General features: G+C 65.8%; 25 protein-coding genes. 12 read left to right on the top strand and 13 right to left on the bottom strand.

The genetic code is table 11. From position 1 onward, the window contains the following. The 3 genes from QGV54_RS19295 to QGV54_RS19285 form a co-directional block, all read right to left on the bottom strand. Complete coding sequence (locus QGV54_RS19295) at positions 1–1,101, bottom strand: carbohydrate kinase family protein (RefSeq protein ID WP_281019020.1); 1,101 nt, start codon at positions 1,099–1,101, stop codon at positions 1–3. 72 nt (positions 1,102–1,173) lie between these two features. Further along, complete coding sequence (locus tag QGV54_RS19290) at positions 1,174–3,939, bottom strand: calcium-binding protein (RefSeq protein ID WP_281019021.1); 2,766 nt, start codon at positions 3,937–3,939, stop codon at positions 1,174–1,176. A 203-nt stretch (positions 3,940–4,142) separates the two neighbouring features. Then, the gene (locus tag QGV54_RS19285; RefSeq protein WP_281019022.1) at positions 4,143–5,120 is read right to left on the bottom strand and encodes an NADPH:quinone oxidoreductase family protein; all 978 of its coding nucleotides are present in this window, start codon (positions 5,118–5,120) and stop codon (positions 4,143–4,145) included. Positions 5,121–5,267: 147 nt separating this feature from the next. On the opposite strand from QGV54_RS19285, the gene QGV54_RS19280 reads away from it, so the two are divergent. Further along, entirely contained in the window at positions 5,268–6,008 is a 741-nt protein-coding gene (locus QGV54_RS19280; RefSeq protein WP_281019023.1) for a cytochrome c biogenesis protein CcdA, read from the top strand. Between the two features lie 51 nt (positions 6,009–6,059). Beyond that, positions 6,060–6,794, top strand: coding sequence for a dienelactone hydrolase family protein (locus tag QGV54_RS19275; protein ID WP_281019024.1), 735 nt, complete (start codon positions 6,060–6,062; stop codon positions 6,792–6,794). A gap of 9 nt (positions 6,795–6,803) precedes the next feature. Here the strand turns inward: QGV54_RS19275 and QGV54_RS19270 are convergent, their stop codons facing one another. The 5 genes from QGV54_RS19270 to QGV54_RS19250 all read right to left on the bottom strand — a co-directional run bounded on the left by QGV54_RS19270 (position 6,804) and on the right by QGV54_RS19250 (position 10,909). After that, entirely contained in the window at positions 6,804–7,355 is a 552-nt protein-coding gene (locus QGV54_RS19270; protein WP_281019025.1) for a carboxymuconolactone decarboxylase family protein, read from the bottom strand. Between the two features lie 60 nt (positions 7,356–7,415). Further along, the gene (locus QGV54_RS19265; RefSeq protein ID WP_281019026.1) at positions 7,416–7,850 is read right to left on the bottom strand and encodes a DUF2147 domain-containing protein; all 435 of its coding nucleotides are present in this window, start codon (positions 7,848–7,850) and stop codon (positions 7,416–7,418) included. Between the two features lie 106 nt (positions 7,851–7,956). Continuing rightward, complete coding sequence (locus tag QGV54_RS19260; protein WP_281019027.1) at positions 7,957–8,652, bottom strand: DnaA/Hda family protein; 696 nt, start codon at positions 8,650–8,652, stop codon at positions 7,957–7,959. Beyond that, positions 8,649–9,755, bottom strand: a complete 1,107-nt coding sequence (locus tag QGV54_RS19255; RefSeq protein ID WP_281019028.1) for an AI-2E family transporter — start codon at positions 9,753–9,755, stop codon at positions 8,649–8,651. Before QGV54_RS19255 ends, QGV54_RS19260 begins: the two co-directional genes overlap by 4 nt. Further along, on the bottom strand, positions 9,752–10,909 hold the full coding sequence (locus QGV54_RS19250; protein ID WP_281019029.1) for a DUF2066 domain-containing protein: 1,158 nt from the start codon (positions 10,907–10,909) through the stop codon (positions 9,752–9,754). Before QGV54_RS19250 ends, QGV54_RS19255 begins: the two co-directional genes overlap by 4 nt. Positions 10,910–10,924: 15 nt before the next feature. On the opposite strand from QGV54_RS19250, the gene purM reads away from it, so the two are divergent. Both purM and purN read left to right on the top strand, forming a co-directional pair. Further along, a complete protein-coding gene (purM, locus tag QGV54_RS19245; RefSeq protein WP_281019030.1) occupies positions 10,925–12,028 on the top strand; it encodes a phosphoribosylformylglycinamidine cyclo-ligase in 1,104 nt (367 codons plus the stop codon). After that, on the top strand, positions 12,016–12,672 hold the full coding sequence (gene purN, locus QGV54_RS19240) for a phosphoribosylglycinamide formyltransferase (RefSeq protein ID WP_281019031.1): 657 nt from the start codon (positions 12,016–12,018) through the stop codon (positions 12,670–12,672). The genes purM and purN overlap by 13 nt, the downstream gene beginning before the upstream one ends. Before the next feature lie 38 nt (positions 12,673–12,710). Here the strand turns inward: purN and QGV54_RS19235 are convergent, their stop codons facing one another. Beyond that, entirely contained in the window at positions 12,711–13,370 is a 660-nt protein-coding gene (locus QGV54_RS19235) for a class II aldolase/adducin family protein (protein WP_281019032.1), read from the bottom strand. Continuing rightward, positions 13,360–14,460 carry an S-methyl-5-thioribose-1-phosphate isomerase gene (mtnA, locus tag QGV54_RS19230; protein WP_281019033.1) on the bottom strand — a complete coding sequence of 367 codons (1,101 nt, stop codon included), beginning with the start codon at positions 14,458–14,460 and terminating at the stop codon, positions 13,360–13,362. The genes QGV54_RS19235 and mtnA overlap by 11 nt, the downstream gene beginning before the upstream one ends. Positions 14,461–14,911: 451 nt before the next feature. Between mtnA and QGV54_RS19225 the strand changes: the two genes are divergently transcribed. From QGV54_RS19225 to QGV54_RS19200, 6 genes are all read left to right on the top strand, one after another. After that, entirely contained in the window at positions 14,912–15,376 is a 465-nt protein-coding gene (locus tag QGV54_RS19225) for a YHS domain-containing (seleno)protein (protein ID WP_348637669.1), read from the top strand. A 199-nt stretch (positions 15,377–15,575) separates the two neighbouring features. After that, positions 15,576–15,872: a DUF2282 domain-containing protein gene (locus tag QGV54_RS19220; protein ID WP_281019035.1), complete on the top strand. Its 297-nt coding sequence runs from the start codon at positions 15,576–15,578 to the stop codon at positions 15,870–15,872. A 72-nt stretch (positions 15,873–15,944) separates the two neighbouring features. After that, positions 15,945–16,820, top strand: coding sequence for a DUF692 domain-containing protein (locus QGV54_RS19215; RefSeq protein ID WP_281019036.1), 876 nt, complete (start codon positions 15,945–15,947; stop codon positions 16,818–16,820). Then, on the top strand, positions 16,817–17,587 hold the full coding sequence (locus QGV54_RS19210) for a DNA-binding domain-containing protein (protein WP_281019037.1): 771 nt from the start codon (positions 16,817–16,819) through the stop codon (positions 17,585–17,587). Before QGV54_RS19215 ends, QGV54_RS19210 begins: the two co-directional genes overlap by 4 nt. 13 nt (positions 17,588–17,600) lie before the next feature. Further along, positions 17,601–18,074, top strand: coding sequence for a DoxX family protein (locus QGV54_RS19205; RefSeq protein WP_281019038.1), 474 nt, complete (start codon positions 17,601–17,603; stop codon positions 18,072–18,074). 96 nt (positions 18,075–18,170) lie between these two features. After that, a complete protein-coding gene (locus QGV54_RS19200) occupies positions 18,171–19,034 on the top strand; it encodes an LLM class F420-dependent oxidoreductase (protein WP_281019039.1) in 864 nt (287 codons plus the stop codon). A 16-nt stretch (positions 19,035–19,050) separates the two neighbouring features. On the opposite strand, the gene soxZ is transcribed toward QGV54_RS19200, so the two are convergent. Genes soxZ through soxX form a run of 3 tightly spaced genes read right to left on the bottom strand, consistent with a single transcriptional unit; the run spans position 19,051 to position 20,420 of the window. Continuing rightward, entirely contained in the window at positions 19,051–19,392 is a 342-nt protein-coding gene (gene soxZ, locus QGV54_RS19195) for a thiosulfate oxidation carrier complex protein SoxZ (protein ID WP_281019040.1), read from the bottom strand. A 3-nt stretch (positions 19,393–19,395) separates the two neighbouring features. Further along, positions 19,396–19,914, bottom strand: coding sequence for a thiosulfate oxidation carrier protein SoxY (locus tag QGV54_RS19190; protein WP_281019041.1), 519 nt, complete (start codon positions 19,912–19,914; stop codon positions 19,396–19,398). Then, positions 19,911–20,420: a sulfur oxidation c-type cytochrome SoxX gene (soxX, locus tag QGV54_RS19185; RefSeq protein WP_281019042.1), complete on the bottom strand. Its 510-nt coding sequence runs from the start codon at positions 20,418–20,420 to the stop codon at positions 19,911–19,913. Before soxX ends, QGV54_RS19190 begins: the two co-directional genes overlap by 4 nt. Positions 20,421–20,528: 108 nt before the next feature. Between soxX and QGV54_RS19180 the strand changes: the two genes are divergently transcribed. Further along, positions 20,529–20,984, top strand: a complete 456-nt coding sequence (locus tag QGV54_RS19180; protein ID WP_281019043.1) for a (2Fe-2S)-binding protein — start codon at positions 20,529–20,531, stop codon at positions 20,982–20,984. A gap of 11 nt (positions 20,985–20,995) precedes the next feature. Beyond that, on the top strand, positions 20,996–23,293 hold the full coding sequence (locus QGV54_RS19175; protein ID WP_281019044.1) for a molybdopterin cofactor-binding domain-containing protein: 2,298 nt from the start codon (positions 20,996–20,998) through the stop codon (positions 23,291–23,293). The last annotated feature ends 63 nt before the right edge of the window (positions 23,294–23,356 follow it).

The following is a 23,356-nucleotide window of genomic DNA, read 5'->3' as shown; positions in this document are numbered from 1 at the left end:
CTATTCCCCCCACGCCCAGAACCGGATCGGCAGAGTGTCCTTCAGTTGCGCCACCCGGTCCAGCAGGGCATCCCGCGTCAGCAGGCCGGTCTGGGTATCGATGTGGCCGACGACGGAGGCGGCATTGATGGCGGCCGCGCGCAGGGCATCCTCCACGGGCAGGCCCTGGCAGGTAAGCGCGGCAAAAGTCGAACCGAAGGCGTCACCTGCACCTGCGGTGCCCGCCACCTCGACCTCCAGCACAGGACAGTGATGCAAACCGGCGCTGTCAGCCAGGTAGGATCCATCCCGCCCGGCGGTGACCAGCACCCTGCCAGGCCCCTTCGACAGGATGGCCTGGAAGAAGGCGCGGGCCGACATCTGGAACCCGCCCGAGGCAAAGCCGCGCCCGACCAGTGAATAGGGTGGCTCGCCCGCGTCGAGCGGCAGCGCAGGCCCCCCCTCCCCGAACTCGGCGATCAGGGACGGGACCAGCGCATCCCCTTCCGCACGGTTGATGGAGAGGATGCCGACACCGTCGAGGCAGCCGTAGAATGCGTCCTGTCGCGCCGTGAGCTGACGCAGGCCGGGATTGGTCGCCACCATGGCCCCGGCGGCACCCGCCCGGCGCACCAGATCGCCGAAACAGGCGGCAGACTCGTTAGAAAGGCCGGAGATATAGACCAGGTCCATCGCGAAGGCATCATCGCGCAGGTCCGCCGTCTGCAGCAGGGTATTGGCCCCGCGAAACGTGAAGATCGCGGCATTGCGGTCATGCGCCGCGACCATGACCGATGCGCCCGTAGGCAGGCGTCCGTCCCGCACGGCGAAGCGGGTGGAAACCCCCTCGTCCGCAAGCCGCGCCAGAATCTGGTCTGCCCTGGCATCCTTGCCCAGCTTCACCAGGGTCGCCGTATCAAGCCCCAGACGCGCCATGGAGACCGCAGCATTCACCGCGCCGCCGCCACAATGGGCGGAGATGTCCCGCGCCTCCGTCTTGCGGCCTTCCTCCAGCAGCAGGAAGCCGGTGTCGGCATTGGCAAGACCCATGCGCTCGATTCGGTCACTGTCGATCAGCGCGATGGTGTCGATCATCGCGCCGCCAACGGTCAGTGCCTTCATTGCTGCTGCCCTCCCGACCGGCGAATCCGGCAACTGTCACCTTGCCAAACGGCAGGACAGGGCGGCAAGCGATCAGACCAGACTGATATCAGCCAGAACCGGAACGGCACCGGAGAGGTCGGCAATGGCGACATAGCCCGCCTGATCCACGTCCGGATCGAAGATCAGGTGGGTCCCGTCGAAGACCAGGGTTGCGCCCGCGGCGACACCGATGGCATTGGTGCCGTCGTAGGCACCGACGGTCTGCGCCAGTCCGGGATTGCCAAATGCGGCACTGGCGAACTCGAGCAGATCGACACCGGTCCCGAAGTCACTGATGACATCCACAGCCGCACCGACGTTCGCGATCGTGTCGTTCACCGCGACCTCGGTCCCGTCGGTCAGCGCCTGAAAGACAAACCGGTCACTGCCCGTGCCACCATTCATGGTATCGACACCCGCACCGCCGATCAGGCTGTCACTGCCTGCCGCGCCTCTGAGGTCGTCATTGTCGGCATTGCCGATCAGCGTGTCGGAACCTGCCTCACCGCGCAGGCTGTCGTTGCCTGCGCCGCCCTCGACGCTGTCGTTGCCATCGCCGGTGAAGGCAAGGTCGGCGCCATCACCGCCAAACACGATATCCACCACATTGATTCCCGCCGGGGTGTCGAAGCGGTCGTCTCCCGCGCCCAGGGTGAAGGTCATGTCCACGGATCCACCACCCACCGAGTCAGCGAAATCCGAGCCGATGAAGGCCTCGATACTTGCGAAGCTGTCGCCGTTGGCGTCGCCCGCCAGCCCACCGGCTGCCGTGTTGCTGAAATCGCCCGCTATGCCCGGCCCGTCCGTGTTCGCGAAGGCGAAGGCCACACCTGCGCCAGCCCCGGCGAAGGAGGCCGTGTCGGTCCCCGCACCACCCTGAAGCTGATCGGCACCGGCACCGCCCTCCAGCACGTCGTCACCGGAATCGCCGGTAAGCTGGTCCGCTCCGGCACCTCCGCTGAGGCTGTCGCGACCGCCATCACCCGACAGTTGGTCCGCGCCGTCACCGCCGAACAGGCTGTCCGCGCCATCACCGCCGACAAGCGTGTCGGTCCCTCCGGCCCCGGTCAGCGTGTCATCCCCGTCCTCGCCGTGCAGCACGTTGGCGTTCCCGTCACCGGTGAGGGAATCATCATTGCTGGAGCCGAAGACGTTCTCGATATTGGCAAAGGTATCGCCATCGGCGTCACCTCCGGTGCCCGTGCCGGCAGTCAGATCGACGCTCACGCCGGCCGCCGAGCCCTGGAAACTGGCCGCATCCGTGCCCGCGCCGCCGTCCAGCGTATCGGAATCCTCGCCTCCGCGCAGGGTGTCGTCACCCGCGCCACCGGACAGCGCATTCTCGTCATCGTCGCCGATCAGGTCGTCATTGCCGGAGCCGCCGACGACATTCTCGATCTCGTTGAGGTCATCATTTCCGATCTCCGCGCCCGTGGCACGCCTTGCGCTCAGGTCCACCGTCACGGACTGGGTCGCACTGTCATAGCGGACCACGTCAGTACCGTCGCCGCCGTCAAGCGTGTCGTCGCCGCCGCCGGTACCGCCGACTAGCGTGTCATCACCATCGCGCCCGGCGAGGCGATTGTCGCCGTTGTCGCCCGTGATGCTGTCCCCGAAATCCGAGCCCAGCACGTTCTCGATACCGTTCAGCGCATCCGTCGCGCCATTCAGGTCGGTCGCGACACCCGTGAGCAGGCTGACCGTGACACCGACCGAATTGTCCTCGAAGGATATCGAGTCGTCGCCGGCACCCCCGATCACCTGATCATCACCATCGCCGGGTGCCAGCAGGTCGTTGCCGTTGCCACCATCCAGCGTGTCGCTGCCGTCGCGGCCATCCAGGCGGTTGCCGCCGTCATCCCCGGTCAGGGTGTCATTGAAGTCGCTGCCGATCACGTTCTCTATGCCCTGCAGCGTATCCGACGCCGCATCGCCGCCGGCCGTCGCTCCGGTTGCGAGATCAACGGACACCGCCTCACCGGAGCCGCCATAGTCGGCGACATCGATGCCGGGACCACCCTCCAGCCGGTCAGCGCCGGGACCGCCGATCAGCCGGTCATCGCCGTCACCGCCCTGAAGCAGATCCGTGCCGGGTCCGCCATCGAGCGTGTCATCGCCCGGGCCTGCCGCGATGGTGTCCTTGCCGATTCCGCCGGAAAAGTTCTCGCCGCCGTTGCCACCATTGATGAGCTCGTCATCGTCGTCAGCGGGAAACGGGTCGTCGTCATCCCCCGGCCGGTCGTCATCATCCCGCCGTGGCCGGGAACGCCGCCCCCGGGGGGAGGCACGATCCAGCAACGCGAGGACGTCACCGAAAAGGTCCTCATCATCATCGTCGCGCACCCTGTCCCGCGGTGGCGGGGGGGGATTCTCTTCAGCAGGTTCCCCCGTCTCCTCGGCAATCTCCTCCTCGACCTCTTCCGCGTCGTCGTCGTCATCATCGAGTTCGGCACGCTTCGCCGGTGTGGATTCCTCAACCGTTTCCTGTTCCGGGATCGCGCCCCTGGCGACATTGCCGATCTCTGGCACCTGCCCCCCGCGATCATCGGTATTCCTGTCCGGCGCCAGTCTGAACATCTGCTTCAGATGACCGGGATCCCCGAAACCCGACTGTTGCTGGAAGGCCAGCAGGGCCGCAAACCTTTCCGCGATGCTCGCCACGGGCTGTACCTGAGGGGCGAGGGGGTTCGCGCCCGTGGCCACGCTGGTGCCATCAAAGGCCCGTTCCAGCAGCACGGACCCCTGAGCGCCGGTCACCGCGACCTTGCCGACCCTGCCATCCTCTTCCGGCAAAAGAACAATTTCAGTATCGGCCATGGTGAGTCACATCCCGCGAGTGCATTCCGGGGCCCCACAACCTGGAAATGAACAGATCATCTGAGCCCCGACCAGTGATAATGCAGGTTCCGCGCCAGTGTTTGAAGAGGAAACCGGCGCGGGTTACGTCACGTTACATTTCGAAACCGCGGCCAGCGGCGCTCGCCCGCCCCGATCCACCGCAGGAAACGCCCGTCCCGGTCTCAGTCGACCGTCAGGATCATCTTGCCGATCACGCCGCGGCTGGAGATGACATCCAGGGCGGCAACGGCCTCTGTCAGCGGCATGGTCTGGTGAACGGTAGGGCGCAGCTTGCCCTCCGCCGCGAGGGCCAGCATGGCCTTGATCATCCGGGCGCTTGCCGCCGGATCACGGCGGGCATATTCCCCGGCACGGACACCGATCAGGGAGCAGCTCTTCAGCAGGGCATAGTTCGCCGGGACATCGGGAATGGTGCCGGAGGCAAAACCGATCACCAGCAGCCGCCCACCCCAGGCAATGCACCGCATCGACTGGAACAGCACATCACCACCGACCGGGTCATAGACGACATCGACCCCCTGCCCGTCCGTGATCTCCAGAACCCTGTCACGGAAGGTCTCATGGCGGTGGTCGATGACATGTGCCGCCCCCTTTTCCGCCACGGCGGCAGCCTTTTCGTCACTGCCGACGACGGCGATGACTTCGGCACCCAGCGCCACGCCCAGCTCGACCGCGGCCAGGCCGACCCCACCGGCGGCCCCATGGACCAGCAGGGTCTCGCCGGCCTGCAGGCCGCCGCGTTCGACCAGCGCGACCCAGGCGGTGCAGTAGGCCGACCAGAACGCTGCCCCCTCCGCGAAGTTCCATGCCTGCGGCAACCTGATCGCCCAGGCGGCGGGCAGCGTGGTTTCCTCGGCATACATGCCGTTCTTGGCGTGGATGACGACCCGGTCGCCGGGGCTGAACTGCGTCACGTCCGACCCGACCTCCAGCACCTCGCCCGCGCCTTCCATGCCCGGGATGAAGGGCAGCGGCGGCTTGTGCTGGTACTTGCCCGCGATCATCAGGATATCCGGGAAATTGAGACCGGCGGCGCGGATGCGCACGCGGATCTCCTCCGGTCCCGGCGGAACAGAGGGCTTCTCTTCCATCCGCATGATGTCCGGCGTACCCAGTTCGTTGACGACAAGTGCGCGCATTGCGGTTCCCTCCCCAGGGGGTCGGCAGCGACAGGCTGTCGCCACTGACGGTCAGTTGATTGGCCTTGTGTCCCACAGGCCCTAAACAGATGTATATCGGCTGGGTCACGGGCCCACGATAGCAACAGGTCGGGAAGCAGGCGAGATATGGCAGCAGAGATCAGCTTTGCATGGGCTGCAGTTGGCGGGTTCGTGTCGTTCCTCAGCCCCTGTGTGCTGCCCCTTGTCCCCGCCTACCTGAGCTACATGGCCGGGACCAACTTCGACGAGATGAACGAGAAGGCAGGCAAGGACCCGGCCCTGACGCGCCGCGTGGTGCTGATGGCCGTCTTCTTCGTGCTCGGCTTTACCACTGTCTTCGTGGCTCTCGGCGCCTCCGCCAGCGCGATCAACGAACTGATACGCCCCTGGATGGACGTGCTGGCCAAGGTCGCGGGCGTGGTCATCGTGCTGTTCGGCCTGCACATGATCGGTCTGCTGCGGATCGGCCTGTTCTATCGGGAAGCCCGCTTCGCCGCCGGCACGAAGAACCTGAAGGCTCCCGGCGCCTATCTGCTCGGCATGGCCTTCGGCTTCGGCTGGACCCCCTGCATCGGTCCGATCCTCGCCACCATCCTTGCCCTGGCGGCGAGTGAGCAGAATGTCGCCACCGGCGCGGCGCTGCTGGCGGTCTATGCCCTGGGGCTCGGCATCCCGTTCCTGCTGGCGGCGCTGGCGGTCCGCGCCTTCATGGGCTTCCTGGTCCGCTTTCGCCGCCATCTGCACAAGGTGGAGGTCGGCACCGGCCTGCTGCTGATCGTGACCGGTGTGCTGATCTTCACCAACCAGTTGCAGATCCTCGCGATCTGGCTGCTGGAGCTGTTTCCGGGACTGGCGACGATCGGCTGAGGCTGTAGGATGCGGCCCGGTACAGAAACCTGAAACACGAAGGCCCACGCCATGCCCAGCCCCCTCGACGGTCCCCGTCACCCGCAGGCGCGCGGTGACCGGCCGAAACAGCTTGTCGTGCTGCTGCATGGCTATGGCGCGGACGGTCAGGACCTGATCGGGCTGGCCCCCTATCTGGCGCGCAGCCTGCCCGATGCGGCCTTCGTCGCCCCCAATGCCCCGGAGCCCTGTGACATGTCCCCCATGGGCCGTCAGTGGTTCGCCATCGATCTCGATGACCCTGCCCGCGCCAGTGGCGACCCGAAGCAGATGGTCGAGCGCTATGGCGCCATGGGCAGCCGCGCCGACCAGGTCGCGCCGATGCTGCACGCATTCCTGGATCAGGAGCGGGACAGTCATGGACTGCAGGACCGGGACGTGGCCCTGATCGGTTTCAGCCAGGGCACGATGCTGTCATTGCATGTCGGCCTGCGCCGGGCGGCGCCCCTGGCGGGTATCGTCGGTTTCTCCGGTGCCCTGCTGGGCGGCGAGACGCTGGCGCAGGAGATCACCTCCGCCGCACCGGTCCAGCTGATCCACGGCGATCACGACGACATGGTTCCGGCCCTGGCGATGTTTCATGCGGCCGGCGCACTGGGCCACGCGGGCCTGCCGGTCGGGTTTCACGTCAGCGCCGGCACCGGTCACGGCATCGCCCCGGACGGGATCGAGGTCGCCACCTCGTTCCTGACCAGTGTCTTCAGTGGCAGGCTGACAGCAACCGCAGGCATCTCCACCGCGCTCTGAGGCGCGCTGTCAGTTCGCGGGCAGCGGCCAGCGGTCGATGAACTGCTGCACATCCGGCTCCAGCTCGACCTGCAGGGTCTTCAGCACCCGCACGATGGCGCAGTAAAAGGCGATGGCGGCCGTCAGCTCGATCATCTTCTCCTTGCCGAACACCGGGAACAGGGCATCCCAGGTGGCGTCGGTCATGGCACCGTCCTGCGTCACCTCCCGCGCGGCGGCGATCACCTGCTTCGCGACCGGCTCCAGATCCGTCTCCGCGCCCTCCAGCTCCGCGATCAGCCGCTCGATATCCGCGTCGGTGACACCGAACTGATAGCCCAGTTCGATGTGATGTGCCCATTCGTAGGCCGCACGCTCCACATAGCCCACCGTCAGGATCGCGAGCTCCCTGAGGCGGGTATCCAGTGCCGAATCGAAGCGCAGCCAGAGGCCCATCTGACTGAACCCCCGCGCCGCGCCCGGCACATGGCCCAGGGCATAGTAGATATTGACGTCACGCTGCAGCACATCGCGATTGCTGTCGTTTGCGTCTGCGGCGGTCAGCAGCGGGATTCGGGCCATGGTCGGGATGCTCCGTCAGTCAGGTAAAGAATATTTCGGCAGGCAGGGATGCAGGGCGGACTACTTGATGCGGGTCCAGGTCTGCTCCTGACAGAGGAACAGCACGCAGCCCTCGACTTCCAGCGTGTTGGCGTCCTTCGACAGCATGTTGGAATCATAGGTTTTGCCGCTTTCCGGATCGTAGATCTCGCCATCTTCCCAGACGCCGGGCGCCTCCTTCTCGAAGCCCCGGATCATCTGCAGGCCGATGATCGGATTGTCGTGGTTGGCCTCGTCGGGATTGTTGATGTCACGTTTCGGCGTACCGTCCTTGCGGTTCGGTTCCTTCAGCCAGATGATCGTGCCGCACATGGAATTCTCGCAGGGTGCGATCTCGATGTGGGCGCCGCCATTCTCTGTCAGCCAGACACCTTCCACAGGATCGGACGCGGCAAGGGCCGACGCCGAGTAGAGCGATAGAGCCGAAAGTGCGAAAAGCATCTTCAAGGTGCGCATCGAATTCTCCGTTGCTGGGCGAATGCCGGGGACAGGTCGCCAGACATGTCCCGCGTTCTGCTGTGCAGGGGTCAATATAGTCGTGACACCACAGCGGCTGAAAGCATCAACCTTCATCGACGCCGCCGTTGACACCATCGTCCCCGGCCAGGACCGCGATGACGAGATCACGACTGACATGACGCTTCTGCTGACCCAGCGCTGCGCGATCCAGTCGGGCAACGATTGCCTGCACGCCGGCAAAGGATCGATCCATGCGCGGCAGCAGGTAGGCATAGGCGGACGGGGTCAGATCAAGCTGGCGATCACTGGCATACTTCAGCAGCAGCGCGGAAAGCAGGCTGTCGTCAGGCTGGCGGATCTCCACTGCCGGGGCCGTGGCAAGCCGGGACGAAAGGTCCGGCAGGCCATGTGTCCAGTTTGCCGGCGGTGTGCGTGCGGCGAACAGCAGATGCGCCCCCGCCTCCCGCTGCATGTTGTAGAGATGCAGGAACGGCTCCGGCTGCACCATGGCATCGGCGCGGTCGATGGCGACCGGCGTGCCGGCCAGGTCGTGCGCCGCCTCCAGCGTCAGGTCGGGACCCTGCAGCAGCACGCCCTCGCTCGCCGCCACCCAGATGTGCAGCAGGTGCGTCTTGCCCGCCCCTGCGGGGCCATGCAGCGCAAGTGCCGGACCGGGCCAGTCAGGCCAGTTGCTGATCCATGACAGGGCATCGGCGTTGCACGGCGCGGGCATGAAGTCCTCGCGCCCGTATCGCGGGGCCAGTTCAAGGGCGAGCGGTTGCTGGGTCGGGCGCTTCATGTCTCCGGCGTCTTGCCGCCCTCTTCCGCGTTCGCAGGGTCATAGAAGTGACTGCGCAGGTACTGGTCGAGGCCGAAGCGGACGAGCACACCGATCACGGCACTGACCGGCAGCGCCAGCAGCATCCCGACGAAACCGAACAGCACCCCGCCAGCCAGCACACCGAACATGACCCAGACCGGATGCAGGCCGATGCGGTCACCAACCAGTTTCGGCGTCAGGACATAGCCTTCCGCCACCTGTCCGATGACATAGATGGCCAGCACGATGGCCACCCGCGCCATGTCATCGGGCCAGAACTGCAGGATCGCCAGACCGATGGAGGTGATGGCACCAAAGATCGCGCCGACGAAGGGAATGAACGACAGCGCACCGGAAAGCAGGCCGATCAGGAAGCCGAAGCTGAGCCCGGAAAGGCTGAGGGTGGTCGAATAATAGATCATCAGCACGAGGCAGACCGTGCCCTGGCCCCGCACGAAACCGGCCAGGGTCCGGTCGATGTCCTGCACCAGCTTGCGGATCGTGGTGGCATAGCGGCGCGGCAGCCAGCCATTGATCTTCTCGACGATATTGTCCCATTCGTACAGCAGGTAGAAGGTGACGATGGGCGTGATCACCAGCAGGGACAGGAAATTCAGCAGGGCCGCCCCGCCGCGCACCAGGTTTCCGGCGAGTTCGGTGAAGAACTTCACGGCCTGACTGGCATATTCCTTCAATGCCTGGGCGCCGTCATCGCGGCTGACATCGACGCCGCGGTCGGAGGCCGCCTCCAGCATGTTCATGACATAGGGCTGCAGCAGTTTCGTCGCCTGCTCGACATAACCGGGCAGTTGCAGCAGCAGTTCACCGGCCTGACGCACCACCAGCGGCACCAGGATCAGCAGACCCAGCAGCAGGATGATGATGAAGCCCGCCGTGATGATGATGGTGGCCTGATTGCGGCTGAGGCGCATCCGCTCCAGCCAGTCGGCCAGCGGGTCGCTCAGGTAGGCCACGGCCATGCCCACCACGAAGGGCAGCAGCATGTCGCGCAGCGCAAAGACCATGAAGCCCAGAACAGCGACGAAGATCAGCCAGAACAGTGTCTGCCGCAGCGGACTCACTGCTGCACACCCGCGACGTCGCCCGCGCGGCGGATGGTCCAGTACCCATCCTTCTCGGCCAGGATCAGGTTCTGTTGCGCCAGCGCCCGGCGCAGCAGCGCATCGTCACCCAGGTGGTGCAGCACCACGATCGCGTCCCGCACCGAGATCTGGGTCAGTTCCAGTTGCCGGACGACGGATGTCGAGCTGATCGTGCGTTCCAGATCCTGCCAGTCGGCCAGGCCCCGAATCGGTACCAGCGCGCTCAGCAGGCGCAGGTCGCCGAAGTTCTCGATGGTGCGCTGCTTCCACAGATCCTCGATCTCCACCACCATCAGGTCGACCGCGGCATTCATGAACTGGACGACATCGGCATCAGGGGTGCTCTCGAAACTGCGGATCACGGACGGGTAGGGATCGGGACCGAAGCTGTGCAGCAGGATATCGATGCGGGCCACGCCCTGTTCCGTATCCACGGTCAGGGAGGCATCGGCAACGAGCACGCTTTCGGCGCGGTACCGTTCGGCCATGGCTTCGAGCGGGCCCGGCTGTCCGGTCACCGCCTGTTCGGCAGAGATCGCGAGCACGTCATCAACGTCGCCGAAGGGGGCAATGATCGGCACCAGCCGGTCACGGCCATCGAAACGCGCCCAGGCCGCCAGCCAGGGATTCGGGTCCGCCCAGAGCGCCATGTCTCCCCCGGCGCGCAGCACCGGCAGGATGACAGCGGGCAGGGCCCGGGTTTCCGTGAACGGTATCCCGGCGCTGTTCAGCAGGCCCCGCACCACGTCCGGCTGAAAACTGAAGGTCAGATCCGCGATATAGCGGTCAGGTGCTGTCTTCTCGTTCGCCACCTGGAAGGATGCGACCATGCCGGACAGGGTTCCGTCATCGGGGACCGGCAGCCGGGACCAGTCGGCTTTCCGTGTCAGACGCTGCATCAGGGTCACCGCGGCCTGCTGCCGGGCGCTGGCGACCGCCTGCTGCTTGGCCAGATCAGCGCTTTCCGACACCACGTCCACGGGAATCGCCGACACCGTGTACAGGTCATCGACAGCCGCGCGCGCCTGCGGCGCGCCGACCGCGCAGAGCAGGATCACGAGAAACAGGGCAGGCATCATGCCCCGCCGCATCAGCGACAGGCGCGACAGATGGCGCAAGACGTGGCCAGGCATTGCAATCGGACTCCGTTGGCGGCATCGTCTGCCCTCACTTTAGCCGAGCGGGCGGAGGGCGTCATCACGAACGGGCTCACATACCGCGATGCGGGCGTCGATGTCGATGCCGGCAACGCACTGGTCGACCGGATCAAGGCCGATACAGCCTCCACCAACCGCCCCGGTTCCATCGGCGGCATTGGCGGATTCGGCGGCCTGTTCGACCCCAAGGCCGCAGGCTACACCGATCCGCTGCTGGTCGCCGCGACCGATGGTGTCGGCACCAAGCTGACCCTGGCGGGCGATGTGGGGCGTCATGACACGGTGGGGCAGGACCTGGTTGCCATGTGCGTCAACGATCTGATCGTGCAGGGCGCGGAGCCGCTTTTCTTCCTCGACTACTTCGCCACCGGGGCACTGTCCGTGGATCAGGCCGCCGATGTGGTTGCTGGCATCGCGGAAGGCTGCCGCCTCTCCGGCTGCGCCCTGATCGGCGGTGAAACAGCGGAGATGCCCGGCCTCTATCGGCCGGGCGAGTACGATCTGGCCGGATTCAGCGTCGGCGCGGTGGAGCGCGACAGCCTGCTGCCCCGTACGGACGCCATCCAGCCCGGTGACCGCATCCTGGGGCTGGCCTCGTCCGGCATTCACTCCAACGGTTTCTCGCTGGTGCGCCGGATCGTGGAGCGCAGTGGCGCCGATCTGGCTGCCCCGGCACCCTATGACCCGGACATCGCGCTGGGCCAGAGTCTGCTGACGCCGACCCGCATCTACGTGACGAATCTGCTGGCCGCGATCCGGCTGGGCGGCATCACCGCGCTGGCGCACATCACCGGTGGCGGGCTGACCGAGAATATCCCGCGCGTGCTGCCGAAGGAGCTGGGCGTCCGGCTGGACACCGCCTGCTGGGAACTGCCGCCGGTCTTTGGCTGGCTGATGCGGGAGGGCGGCGTGGCGCCGGCGGAGATGGCCCGCACCTTCAACTGCGGCATCGGCATGATCGCCGTCGTCCCGGCGGCGGAGGCCGAGAAGCTGATCGCCTTCCTGACCTACAAGGGCGAGCGGGTGCATGACATCGGCACCGTCGTATCCGGTGAAGGTGTCGAGATTGCAGGGCTTGATCGTTGGCACGTCTGAAACTCGGAGTCCTGATCTCCGGTCGCGGCAGTAACCTGCAGGCCCTGATCGACGCAGCGGCGGACCCGGCCTTCCCGGCAGAGATCACGGTCGTGATCTCCAACATCGCCGGTGTCCAGGGGCTGCAACGGGCGGCGGATGCCGGAATCGAGACCTGTGTCATCGACCACAAGGCACATGACGGCCGCGCCGCGTTCGAGAGCGCCCTGACCGAGGCGCTGGAGGCACATCAGGTGCGCCTGGTCTGCCTGGCCGGTTTCATGCGGCTGCTGACCAAGGGCTTCGTCGACCACTGGCGTGACCGGATCATCAACATCCACCCCTCCCTGCTGCCGGCATTCAAGGGTCTGAACACCCATGAACGGGTGCTGGACTACGGGGTGAAGTTCACCGGCTGCACGGTGCATTTCGTCAGGGCGGAGATGGATGAGGGGCCGATCATCGTCCAGGGGGTCGTGCCGGTCATTTCCAGCGACACTCCGGACCGTCTCGCCGCGCGGGTGCTGCAGGTGGAACACCGGATCTACCCCCTTGCGGTGCGCCTGGTGGCGGAGGGGCGTGCCCGCGTCGTCGGCGATGCCGTCAATATCGACGTGAAGGATCAAGAGGCGGAAGGCGTCATCCTGGTCAACCCACAGGCCTGACCGATTTCAGCCCTGACCGCTTTCAGGGCTGACGGCGTTCAGGTTCGGGCGGGTTGCTGGCCGTAGGTCCGGAACTTCTCCAGCACCGTTTCCATCTCCCGCGCGGAGAGGATGGCCGGGCCACCGATCTGGCGCGACAGGATAAATTGCTGCGCCAGCACCTCGACTTCCTGCGCCAGATTCAGGGCCTTCTCGACCGTCGGACCGAGCGCGATCACCCCGTGGTTGGCCAGCAGGCAGGCCCGCCGACCGTCCAGCGCGGTCAGCGCCACATCCGACAGGTCCTGCGTACCGAAGGTCCGATAGGGGGCGCAGCGAATGTCCGCGCCACCCGCGGCCGCGACCATGTAGTGGAACGCCGGGATGCCTTCCCCCCGGCAGGCCAGCGCCGTGGCATGCAGGGAATGGGTGTGGCAGATGCCACCGGCGTCAGGCCGCGCCCTGTAGACATCCAGATGAAAGCGCCACTCGCTGGACGGTTTCAGAGGGCCGGACCATTTCCCCTTCATGTCCATGTGGACCATCATCTCCGCGTCCAGCCTGTCGTAGGGCACACCGGACGGCGTGATCCAGAATCCCGCACCATCACGAATGCTCAGGTTGCCGGACGTCCCGGGCGAAAGCCGGACCGCGAACATGGCCTGCGCCGCGGCAAGCAGCTGCCCCCGCGCATCCGTCTTCTGACCGTCAGCCGCCATCCTGCATCTCCGGATAGAGCGAGAGCAGTCCCGCCTCCGTCGCCGGACACAGGCCGCGCTCCGTGATCAGGCCGGTGATCAGGCGTGCAGGCGTGACATCGAAGGCCGGATTGGCCGCGCCCGCGCCCAGCGGCAGGATCTCAACCTCCGTGACCGTGCCATCCGGCAGGCGCCCGGCGATGCGACCGACTTCCTCCGCGCCGCGTGCCTCGATCGGGATCTCGCGCACGCCGTCCCGCACCTTCCAGTCGATGGTCGGTCCCGGCAGGGCGACATGGAACGGCACACCATTGTCATGCGCCGCCAGCGCCTTCAGATAGGTCCCGATCTTGTTGCAGACATCCCCGGTCCGGGTGGTGCGGTCCGTACCGACGATGCAGAGATCCACCTGCCCATGCTGCATCAGGTGCCCGCCGGCATTGTCGACGATGACCGTCGCCGGAACCCCGTGCGCACCCAGCTCCCAGGCCGTCAGCGATGCCCCCTGGTTGCGGGGCCGGGTCTCGTCGACCCAGACATGAACGTCGATCCCCCGGTCATGCGCCTTGTAGATCGGGCTGAGCGCCGTACCCCAGTCCACCGTCCCCAGCCAGCCCGCATTGCAGTGGGTCAGCACATTGACGGGACCGGAGGGGCGGGCCTCCGCCGCCGCCTCGATCAGCTTCAGCCCATTGTCGCCGATCGCCGAGTTGATCGCGACATCCTCCTCCGCGATCTCGCCGGCAGTCTGCCAGGCCAGTCCGGCCCGGGCGGAGGGTGCCTGGTTGTGCAGCGCGACCCGCATCCGTTCCAGTGCCCAGAACAGGTTCACCGCTGTCGGTCGCGTCTCGCGCAGGGTCTCGATGGTGCGGGCCAGACCGTCGTCACTCGGATCATCGCGCATCGCCAGCGCAACGCCATAGGCCGCCGTGGCACCGATCAGCGGTGCGCCGCGCACCAGCATCGCCCGGATGGCATGTGCAACCTCCGGCAGGCGCTTCAGGGTCACGGTTTCGAACCGGTGCGGCAGCCTGGTCTGATCGATTATCAGAACCGAACTTCCGTCCTCACCCGCCTCGATGGGGCGTCGGGGTGTGCCGTCCACCTTCACGTCAGAACCTCCTGTTCACGCACTCCGCCGCACGATAGTCCCTGACAGTCACCAGACAATCGGTTTCACCGCGACAATCCGGTGCCGCATCGGGGCATCACCACGCCTGATGTACGCCCGCTAACGCATCAACTCAACGTGAGAGACATGCTATCCGAGACCGTCATGGTTCCGGCTGCAGCATTCAATTTATTGTTTTCATTATATTTTCCAGGTCTCCCCGTCCTCAAGCCGCTCACGAAGCCTGGCCCGCACACCCATCGATCACAGGATTTCACGCAATCGCGTGTAACCAAACCGCGCGCCCCATCGTCATATGGGCAACAGCGCGGAACGGGAACCGCGTTTCGGGACAGAGAGCTTCAAGGGAGCAAGAACCATGATCAGACATCTGAAGGCAGGCGCGTTCGGTGCCGTCCTGCTGACCGGCGGCCTGCTGGCCGGGACGGCGATGGCCGGGGAGCAGTTTGTCGATGGCACCGGCTTCGCAGCCAGCGGCTATGACGTCGTCGCCTACCGCAGCCTCACCCAGGCACCGGTGGGTGGCAAGCAGCCGGCCCCCGTGCCCGGCAAGGCGTCCATCACCGCCGAATACAATGGCGCGACCTGGGCCTTCGCCAGCGAGGCGAACCGGGACACCTTCCTCGCTGACCCGGCGAAATATGCACCCGCCTACGATGGTCACTGCGCCTATGGCATCGCCCAGGGCGGCAAGGTGCCGGCGAACCCGGAGCTCTGGCGCATTGTCGACGGCAAGCTCTACCTCAACATCACCCCCACCGTGGTCGGTTTCTGGGAGGCCGACATTCAGGGCAACCTCAAGCAGTCGGAAGTGAACTGGGCCAGCCTGGAGAAGAAGCATTCGCCCGACGGCCCGGTGCCCCAGTTCGACGCCAGCCACGCGCCGGTGAACTGAGCCGGCATCCGGCTCACCAGTTACTGTCGTCGGACGGCGGCAGTAGGGGGTTCCGAAGACCCGCGGTACGCGATCACATTCACGCCAGAACAGCGTCTGGGCGATTGGCCCCGGCGAAACGGCGGATAGACTGGATCGCAGCGGGTTGCAGGGGTCCCGCCAACCCAACCGAGTAGATCAGAACCTGAAGGAGAACATCATGAAGAACACATCAATCAAGAGCCTTTCCGTTGCCGCTGCCCTGATGGGTGCCGTTGGCATGGCCGCTGCCCTGGCCCCGGTCGACGCCGTCGCCGCCGACAAGGTGAAGTGCTACGGCATTTCCAAGGCTGGCCAGAACGATTGCGCCAACAAGGCAGGCACCCACTCCTGCGCCGGCCAGTCGACGGTCGACTATGACGGCGGCGAGTGGAAGCTGGCGACGGCTGCCGAATGCGAGGCGAAGGGTGGTCAGCAGACCGCCTTTGATGGCGTCAACGAGAAAGCCAAGGGCTGATCCGCGTCATCTTCGGAACCGGGGCGCTGGTCCAGCCAGCGCCCCGACCCCGAGTGCCGGGCATGCATTGCAATGAAAGGGACCAACACCAGTTTGCCGCCGACGGCCGGGTTCGGATTGCGCCATCCACATGTGCTGGATGTCATCAGCCGACCGCCCGCGATCGACTGGGTCGAGGTTCATACCGAGAACTACATGGTGCCGGGCGGGCCGCGCCTGCGCCAGCTTGACGCGATCCGGGAAAGGTTCGACCTCAGTTTCCACGGTGTCGGGCTTTCGCTGGGATCGGTTGACGAGCCGGATCGGGAACATCTCACCCGCATCCGTGACCTGGTGCGGCGCTATCGACCGGCCGCCCTGTCCGACCACATTGCCTGGGTCCGTGCCCCGGCACAGGTGGGCGGCGCCAGCCTGAACGACCTGCTGCCCCTGCCCTGCACGGAGGAGGCGGTCAATGTCCTTGCCCGCAACATCGGCATCTTCCAGGACGCGACCGGCTGTCAGGTCATGGTCGAGAATCCGTCCATGTACGCCGCATTCGCCGGGGCGGAGCTGGATCATGCGGACTTTGTCAAAGAGACCGTGCGACGCGCCGGATGCGGGCTGCTGCTGGACGTGAACAACATCCATGTCAGCGCCCACAACCTCGGCTTCGACGCCGCGGACTACCTCGCCCGGATGCCCTTCGACGCGGTGGGGGAGATCCATCTGGCCGGACATGCGGAACGGGCCGACGCCGGGGGCACCCTGCTGATCGACGATCACGGCAGCCAGGTCCGTGACAGCGTCTGGACCCTCTACGATCAGGCGATCGCGGCCACAGGTGCCGTTCCGACGCTTGTCGAATGGGATACCGAGATTCCCGAACTGGAGGTGCTGCTGGCAGAGGTCCGGACCGCACAGTCCCGGCTGGATGCGCTGCCAACGGGCGCGGGGACCGCATCATGAGCACCCTGCTGGAAATCCAGAGCCGCTTCGCCGCAGGCGTGTTCCAGGGATCGGACGGGATCCTGTCCGATCTGGAGGACGATGGCCGTCAGGCGGCGCGGTTCGAGGTCTATCGCAACAATACCCATGCATCGATCCTCGAAGTGCTGGCCGACGCGTTTCCCACCATACGGACGCTGTTGGGGGAAGGCCTGTTCACCCGCCTGGTAACGGCCTTCATCCGTCACGCGCCCTCGCGGGCCAACCACCTGCTCGACTATGGCGCGGAGCTGCCTGACTTCATCGCCCTGTCGGAGCCCCTGGCCGACCGGCCCTGGCTGGTGGACATCGCCCGGCTCGACTGGGCCCGCAATGCGGCCTATGGCGCAGGGGAAGCCGCGCCGATGGGCGCAGATGCACTGCAGGGGCTGGCGGCGGACGTGCTGCTGGCGCTGCGACCGGCGCTTGTCCCCTCCGCGACGCTGCTGCACTCCGACTGGCCGATCCACGCGATCTGGATGAATGCCGACGCGATGGCGGAGAGCAGCATCGCCCCCCGGTCGGAAGCGGTGCTGGTCGCCCGACCGGCAATGCAGGTGCAGACCAGCCTGCTGCATCCGGCAGAACACGCCCTGCTGCGAACCCTGCAGGACGGTGGAACACTCGGCGAGGCGGCTGTCGCGGCCCAGCAGACCGACCCCGGCTTCGATCTGATGACGGCCTTCGCCGGACACCTGTCTGCCGGCAACTTCACCCACCGACGCAACGAAGAAACCGAAGAAGAATAAAGGGAACCCCACCATGGCCAACACGCAAGACACCACGCCCGGCGGCATCGCCGGTCTCGTCGCCGCTGTCACCCGTCCGCTGGACACCTGGGGCGGTCCCGCCGCCGTGCTGTTCCTGCGCATCGTGATCTTCCTGACCTTCTGGCGGGCCGGCATGACCAAGCTGGACGACTGGGACAACACGCTGCTGCTGTTCGAATATGAATACATGGTGCCGATCCTGCCGGTCGCCGTTGCGGCGTTCCTCGGCACCTTCTTCGAGCTGGTGATGTCGGCACTGATCCTGGTCGGCGCCTTCACCCGGCTGGCTGCCATCCCGCTGCTGGTGATGTCGCTGGTCATCCAGTTCGTGCTCGGCGCCCGCGCCGCCGCCTATGACAATTTCGAGCATTTCTTCTGGATGGCGATCCTCTGCTACCTGATTGCCCGCGGTGCCGGTGCCCTGTCGCTGGATCACCTGGCGGCGAAGCGTTTCGGCCTGAAATAGCCACGCCCTGGACGGGAGGCCGATTACATCCGGGCAGCAAACGGTCTACCCTTCCCCGGCGCGGCGGATGCCGCATGATCCGGGGAGGGACCAGCCATGAAATTCGGACTGCGCTATTGCAACACCGGCCCCTATGTCGATCCGGACCCCGCGCTGGAGCTGCTGCAGGCCGCTGAGGAAGCCGGGTTCGACAGTGCCTGGACAGTGGAACATACGGTCGTGCCTGCGGGCTACGGTTCCGCCTATCCCTATGCGCAGAACGGCAAGATGGCCGGCGGGGTGGAGGATCTGCCCCTGCCCGATCCGCTGATCTGGATGGCCTATGTCGCCGCCGGGACCAGCCGGATCAGGCTGGGCACCGGCATCCTGATCCTGCCGCAGCACAGTCCGGTGCATGTCGCGAAACAGGTGGCCACGCTGGACCATCTCTGCGGCGGACGGACCCTGCTGGGCATCGGCGTCGGCTGGCTGGCGGAGGAGTTCGCGGCGCTGGGACAGCCGTTCGGGACACGCGGGCCGCGCACCGATGAATGCGTCGCCGCCCTGCGGGCACTCTGGGGCGAACAGCCGGCCTCTTTTCAGGGTGAGCATGTCAGCTTCGCGCCGATGTACTGCGTGCCCCGGCCTGTCGCTGGCGCGGTGCCGATCATTGTCGGCGGCCATTCGAAGGCCGCGGCGCGACGCGCAGGACGGCTGGGGGATGGTTTCTTTCCGGCACGGGAAGCCCCGCAGGACCTGATCCAGCTCGCCCGCGACACGGCGGAGCAGAACGGGCGCAACCCGGCGGCGCTGGAGATCACCGTCAGCATGCCGGAAGACCGTGCGCTGCTGGAGGACTATGCCCGGATGGGTATCGACCGGGTTCTCGTCCCCGTCTCCGACATGGCCGGCCTGGCCACTGCCATCCGCACGCCGGAGGAGACCCGGGACTGGAGCGGACTGATCAGCCAGTACGCCTGACACAGCGCCATGGCGATCAGGGGTCCGGCGCCACCACCTCGATCATCGTGCTGGCCGAGGTATGCACATTGTAGTCGGAGATCCAGACAACGCGGACCTCGCCGCTCTCGACGGCCTTCACCCGAAAGCTGAGATAGGGGTTGGAGGAAACGGAGCTGAACCACTCGGCCCGAAACACCAGGCGGTCGTTGTAGAAGGCCTTCACCTCCTGAAGGATATGGCGGGGAATGACGACGATGTTGTCGGTGGAGAAACGGACACCGGACTCCATCGGATGCCGTGCCAGCGTCCTGACCTCGAAAACCTCCCCCCGCTTTACCGAACGGGGGACATGGATACGGCGAAGCGGTGCGGCCATGGTTCAGCCGCCGCAGGCGCCGAGCAGAACCTCGACGTTCTGCCGTGCCGTTGCCGCGCGCCCGTCCACCATCTCCGCCACCAGCACCACATCAGAGGTCTGCAGCATGCGGAACCGCATCTCGGTCAGGGCGCTGCCATTCCAGGGGCCGTAGTGATAGCGCGCCACCTCCGGAAACGGATTGCCGAGCACGAAGACATGAACGGTCTTCGGCCAGTCGTTGCCTTCGAAGCTGCAGCGGATATCAAAGGTCAGCGGAATCGAATCACCATTCTCCGCCAGCACCGGCAGCTTCAGATCGATCAGGTCAGGCTCGGGCGTGCGGCCGCGCAGGACGATGTCCACCAGCACCTCCGCATCGGCCACGTCCGGCTGGACGGGGAAGGTCCGGCGGAACATCGACACGCGATTGCGGATCCCCTCCGCCCAGGCGGGCAGCACGGGCAGGCCCAGAAGGGCCAGAGCGCCCGTGACGACACCCCGTCGGGAAACGCCACGCGTGCTGGGTGAGTGTTGGTTCATTCCTGGGCCTGGTCCTGTTTCAGCGTCAGCAGGTAGGCTATCACGTCCTCCACCTCCATTGCGCTCAACAGCGGTTGACCGACCCGATCACGACGCACCCCGGTCAGGCCCGCCACCCGGTGAAACGGTGGCATCACGGTCTCTTCATTGATGCGGGTGGCGTCCACGACCTGCAGCCTCAGTTCCGCTTCGCTCAGGCGTCCCGCCACGCCATGCAGCGGCGGACCGATGTCACCGTGAAACGCCTGTTCCGGAATCGGCGCGGCGTGGCAGGCGAGGCAGTTGCCCTGCCGTCCGGCCACGATCACGCGGCCACGCGCGGCATCACCCGCCCGACCGCAAAGCGGCCTGTCGATGCCGCCTTCGCGTACGACAAACTGCGCGACCAGGTCGGAACATTGCTGCGCACGGGCCGGAACCAGGGTGCAGCAGGCCCCAATGACCGCCAGCAGAAGAGCCGCAACATGATTTGACAGGATGACGCACTCCGCACAGTATTTCCGCATCGGGGAAGGGGATGATGACGCACAAGAGGTCGTCAGGCCAACCCGCACAAATGACAAGAAGCAAGAAAGCGTCGCATCAGACGACGTTGCAACACTCTGGGAGGATACATGGCAACCCTCAAGATCAACGGGGCAACCAAGACGGTTGATGTCCCTGCGGATACCCCTCTGCTCTGGGTAATTCGCGAGCATCTTCGGATGACGGGCACCAAGTTCGGCTGCGGCAAGGGACTTTGCGGCGCCTGCACGGTGCATATTGACGGCGTTGCAACACGTACCTGCATCACGCCGGTCGATGCGGCGGAAGGCGTCGAGATCACCACGATCGAAGGACTGGGCGGCGACCATCCGGTGCAGAAGGCATGGATTGCCGAACAGGCACCGCAGTGCGGCTATTGCCAGTCCGGCCAGATCATGACCGCCGCGGCGTTCCTGTCGGAGAATCCGAATCCGTCTGACGACGAAATTGTCGGTGCGATGACCGGCAATCTCTGCCGTTGCATGGCCTACAAGCGCATCAAGGCTGCCGTCGCACGCGCAGCCAGTGACATGCAGAAAGGCTGAGGAGGCAGATCATGACAAGGATTGAAAAGATCGGCCGCACCGGGAGCAAGAGCGTGAGCGATGTTTCGCGACGCGGTTTCCTGGTCGGATCCCTGGCCGTCGGCACCCTGACCATGGGCTACGGGCTGCTGCCCGCCGTGGGTGGTCTGGCGGAGGCCAAGGCTGCAGGCAACTTCGCGCCCAACATCTGGTTCACGATGGACGAGGCCGGCAAGGTCGTCGTCAACATCACCAAGGCCGAGATGGGCCAGCATGTCGGCACCCCGCTGTCGCAGGCCCTTGCCGAGGAGTTGGAAGTGCCTTGGGAGGATGTCTCCATCGCCTATGTCTCGACCGCGCCGGAATACGGCCTGTTCGTGACCGGTGGTTCCTGGTCGGTGAACTGGACCTTCGACCAGATGTCCCGTGCCGGTGCCGCCGGCCGCATCGCGCTGATGGAAGCCGCCGTGAAGCACTGGGGCGTTGCCCTGTCGGAGCTGCAGGCGGAACAGGGCATGGTCAGCCATGCCAAGTCCGGCCGCAAGATCTCCTACGGCGATCTGGTGAAGGCCGGGGCAACCGCCCGCGCCTTCTCGGAAGACGAGCTGAAGGCGATCACGCTGAAGGATCCGTCGAAGCGGCGCTATGTCGGCAAGCCGATGCCCGCACTGGACATTCCGGCCAAGACCGACGGCACGGCGACCTTCGGCCTCGACGTCTTCGTCGATGGCATGGTCTACGCCACGCCGAAGGTGCCGCCGGTCCGCTATGGCGCCAAGGTGACGGCAGTCGATGAATCCGCCGCGAAGCAGGTGCCGGGCTATCAGGGCCACGTGGTGATCAATGATGTCACCGGCACCACCACCGGCTGGGTCTCGGTGCTGGCGGATTCCTATCCGCAGGCAATCAAGGCCCGTGACGCGCTGAAGGTGACCTATGACATCGGTCCGAACGCCAAGGTGTCCTCCGCAGATATCCTGGCCGATGCGGAGAAGCTGCAGTCCTCCGGTGAGGGCGCGCAGCTGTTCGTGAAGGACGGTGATTCGGTTACCGCCATCAAGGGGGCGAAGGCAACGCATGAGGCGGTCTACACGACGCAGCTGAACGTGCATGCCCCGCTGGAGCCGATGAACGCGGTCGTGGAAGTGAAGGACGACGTCTATCACATCCATACCGGCAACCAGTTCCAGACCCTCGCGGTGGGCCTGGTACCGGCGGCGCTGGAGCTGGACCCGAGCCAGGTGGTGGTTCACCAGTATCATCTGGGCGGCGGTTTCGGCCGCAGGCTTGAATCCGACTACATCCTGGTCGCGGCGCTGACCGCGAAGGGCGCGGGCAAGCCGGTGAAGCTGATCTACAGCCGCGAAGCCGACACCCTGATGGACTTCACCCGCACGATCACGCACCAGAAGCTGACCGGTGGCGGTGACGGATCCAAGCTGGTCGGGCTGGAGCAGCAGGTGGTCTCCGCCTGGGCGACGGCACGGCAGGCCCCGGCCTTCCTGGCCGATTCGGTGGACAAGCAGGGCAAGGTCGATCCGTTCTCGATCAATGGCTCCGACCACTGGTACTCGATCCCGAACCAGACCGTGCGCACCATCAAGTCGGAACTGGCACAGTCGGCAACGCCGTCCGGCCAGCTTCGGTCGGTGGCACCGGGCTGGACCTTCTGGGCGGTGGAATGCTTCATCGACGAGATGGCGCACAAGATGGGCGTCGATCCGCTGAAGATGCGTCTCGCCATGCTGGACGCGACCGGCAAGAACGCCGGTTCCGCCCCGATGGCCGTCGGCGGTGCGAACCGCCTGGCCAACGTGCTGCAGATGGCGGCGGACAAGGCCGGCTACGGCAAGAAGATGGCGGCCAACACCGGCATCGGCATTGCCTGCGTCTCCGCCCAGGAACGGGCAACCCCGACATGGACGGCCTGCGCCTCCCAGGTGCACGTCGATCCGAAGACCGGTGAGTTCAAGGTCGAGAAGATGACCCTGGTCATCGACGTCGGTACCGCGGTGAACCCCGATGGTGTCCGTGCGCAGGTCGAGGGCGGTGCCCTCTGGGGTCTCAGCCTCGCGACCAAGGAGTTCGCGACCATGGAGAATGGCGCGATCCAGCAGGACAACTTCGACACCTACACGCCGGTCCGCATGGAAGACATGCCGGACATCGACGTGACCGTGGTGTCGCCGGGTCACTATCCGGTGGGTGCGGGCGAACCCGGCGTGACCGTGGTCGCACCGACCATCGCCAACGGCATCTTCGCCGCCTCCGGCGCCCGCGTCCGCGACCTGCCGATCACGGCAGCCGCGGTCAAGGCCGCCATGGGCTGACGATCGAAGCACTGAACATCAGGCCCCTCTCCGGGGCCTGAACCGGAACGGCGTCGGCGGGAA

This window comes from Minwuia sp. IMCC3060, from assembly GCF_029909435.1.
Lineage (GTDB): Bacteria > Pseudomonadota > Alphaproteobacteria > Minwuiales > Minwuiaceae > Minwuia.
The sequence above is the reverse complement of the archived record's forward strand: the minus strand, read 5'-3'. Positions and strand labels throughout refer to the sequence as shown.